The sequence below is a fragment of the Vibrio mexicanus genome, assembly GCF_001012815.1.
GTDB lineage: Bacteria > Pseudomonadota > Gammaproteobacteria > Enterobacterales > Vibrionaceae > Vibrio > Vibrio mexicanus.
Genome location: NZ_JYJP01000005.1, coordinates 1 through 2,631, shown reverse-complemented (window position 1 = coordinate 2,631; position 2,631 = coordinate 1). Strand labels below are relative to the sequence as shown.

Below are 2,631 nucleotides of genomic sequence, written 5' to 3'. Positions count from 1 at the left end.
GCTTGCTTACGGCCGAGTGCCAACTAAAGCACTGATTATATAATCGTTTTCACATGAACGGTATAACATTTTAGTTCTACTTATAAGGGGATATGTTACCATTGTCATAATCGTAATACTTACTTAGTGGTGTCATCCTTGATTGCAGGGCTTTTCTTAAGAAATTATAAATGTTATAGCAACATTAACTTTATTCCCTTCAACTATGAAATGCGTGAAAACCTAAATGTGTTTATAGGTGAAAACGGCATAGGAAAGTCATCGATCCTTGAGTCGCTTCACTGTCTAATGAACGAAGTTGAGCTTAAACATTGGGATACGACTTTAGGACAACGAAAGGACCGTACATTCATATGTCCAGTTTTTCTGATTAAGAAGTCAGATTTTAACTATAGCACCGAAGAAGAAAAGATTTCAGATGCCTTCTGGAACCTTGATCCAAGGAAGATAAGCAACCCTGAACACTATATCAAATTCGCAGAATGGCGGAATGAACTAGAAAAAAATATAGACCGAAATGACTACCTATTATTTTGTATAGGTAAGGACAAAACAGGAAACGTCGTTCTAACGTCTACTGTTCATAGTTACATACTTAACCAAACAAAACGCTATGGTGTGTCGAAAGCAAAAATAACAAGCTTGTTTGAAAAGCTAATTTCTCACTATACATACGTATATATCCCCATTGAAAGCTCTATCAGTGACATTCTGAGTTTGCAGGCAAATGAGATGCAAGCCCTTATGGATAAAAGTGTAACAGATGAGATAATAAGCCTGTTGTCGAAAAAGAATTACGATTCGACTGGACAAAAAGTTGGTGGAAGGAAAAGTAGCATTGTCGACTTAATCAATTCCAATCTCGATGATTACATCAAAAGTATCAACACCAAGCTTCTCAGCGGTTATAAGTTTGAGCCCAAAGGAACAAACAAAAAAACCGTCAAACCAAATGATATTCTTGCGTCAATATTGAAAGAATATTTCAGTATACGCCCACTTACTAAGGATGGTAAACATATAAACAGTCTTAGCTCTGGTCAACAAAGATTGGCACTCATGGATGTAGCAATTACGTTATTATCAACAAACCAGATGAATAAGAAAGTTATATTAGCTATCGACGAACCAGAAAACTCATTAGATTCTGCACATAGGTTTTCTCAATTTGCTCGGTTAACTGAGCTATCTGAGCAATATAATCACCAACTTCTCCTTACGACTCATTGGTATGGATTGTTATTAAGACCTTCAGAAGGCCGTTTACACTTTGTTTCAGAAAATGGAGATGATGCTCCAAAATTAGTGAGCTATCCATTAGCGAACCTTTACGACAACAGAAGACATTTTCCTGATTCGATTGAGATGAAGAGCTACTTCGATCTCATGAGTTCAATGTTGGCAATTCTCAAGTCATCGAATGCAACTGGATAATATGTGAAGGGTATGAAGATGCTCTCTACCTTAACTTGTACTTAAAAGATAGAGTAGATAACTTAAACATCCTCCCATTTAATGGCTGTGGTAATGTTAAAAAACTATTCAAGTTTTTAGATGTTCCATTTTCTGAATCAGAAGAGCTGAATAAAATAAAAGGACGAGTCCTTTGCCTTATAGATACAGATGAAAAGTCATTGATACAGATACCTGGCTACAAAGCTGGCAATTACAAGAAGAAGTTACGGTTTGATAGAATAATACTCGACCGCGAGAATGATGATGCAAAGTTAATATCCGTAGCTAACAACACAGCTACAAACACTGAAATAGAAGATCTACTAGACCCTGAGATTACATGGCATGCATTAAATAAAGTAGCCCAAGAAGATGCTCAGCTAATGAACTTATTGTCTAACTACTCTTACGAATCAGATCTAGATAAAAAGCATTCAGACTTAACAAAAAACATACCTTTTCTTAAGAAAGAAACTGTTACGGCTTATCAAAAATTTGACGACCTAAAGGCATACTTAGGAAGTGATTCTATTAAGAAGCCTCTAGCGTTACATTATTGTGATATTGCGTCACAAAAAGGTGATATGAGCGTTCCCACTTGGGTTGAAGAAATAATAGAACACTTTGACAGTTAGTAATACGCGTCACTAAAGCTAGTTTCCGCAGGGGCTAGCTTTAGTCGCTTTATGAAAGCTAACGCCGCAATAAGCGGTGACATACGCGTGCTATGTTTGAGCGCAAGCGAGTCGGCACACGTATGGAATCCGACTTAATTGCTTTGTTATGTGCCGGATTAACGTTGGCCTAGCCTTCAAATAAGTCCAAGCTCTCGTTCACGTATTCCATAATTTGATCGTAGAAGAACTCATCAATTTTACCTGCTACGACAAAGCAAAGCAGATAAGACGATACAAAGTGAAACTTGTACTGTTTTTTCGAGTTAGAATCGAGTGACCAGTCTGTTTTAACTTGCTCATCAATTTCGTCATTCATCACTTCAAACAGTGCGTCATTGTTCATATGATTTCGCTTAGAGTAAAAAACTGATGCTAGCTGATACATATTTTCTTTCGGAATTTCCCCAGAAGCAATTGCATGCAGAGCTTCATCTAACGCTTCACTCACTTCTATCAACCACTTTTCCATCGAATATTTCTCCGTTTCAGAACTGGCACA

At 37.1% G+C, this 2,631-nt stretch carries 3 protein-coding genes; 2 read left to right on the top strand and 1 reads right to left on the bottom strand.

Features of this window, described 5'->3' with window-relative positions; all coding sequences use genetic code 11:
* Positions 1-138 precede the first annotated feature (138 nt).
* Together UA76_RS01270 and UA76_RS01265 are read left to right on the top strand one after the other, a co-directional pair.
* A complete protein-coding gene (locus tag UA76_RS01270) occupies positions 139-1,434 on the top strand; it encodes an AAA family ATPase (protein ID WP_075202515.1) in 1,296 nt (431 codons plus the stop codon).
* 35 nt (positions 1,435-1,469) lie between these two features.
* The gene (locus tag UA76_RS01265; RefSeq protein ID WP_047042324.1) at positions 1,470-2,090 is read left to right on the top strand and encodes a hypothetical protein; all 621 of its coding nucleotides are present in this window, start codon (positions 1,470-1,472) and stop codon (positions 2,088-2,090) included.
* A gap of 169 nt (positions 2,091-2,259) precedes the next feature.
* On the opposite strand, the gene UA76_RS01260 is transcribed toward UA76_RS01265, so the two are convergent.
* Positions 2,260-2,631 (bottom strand): hypothetical protein (locus UA76_RS01260; RefSeq protein ID WP_238322129.1); only part of this gene is annotated, 372 nt, incomplete at its 5' end.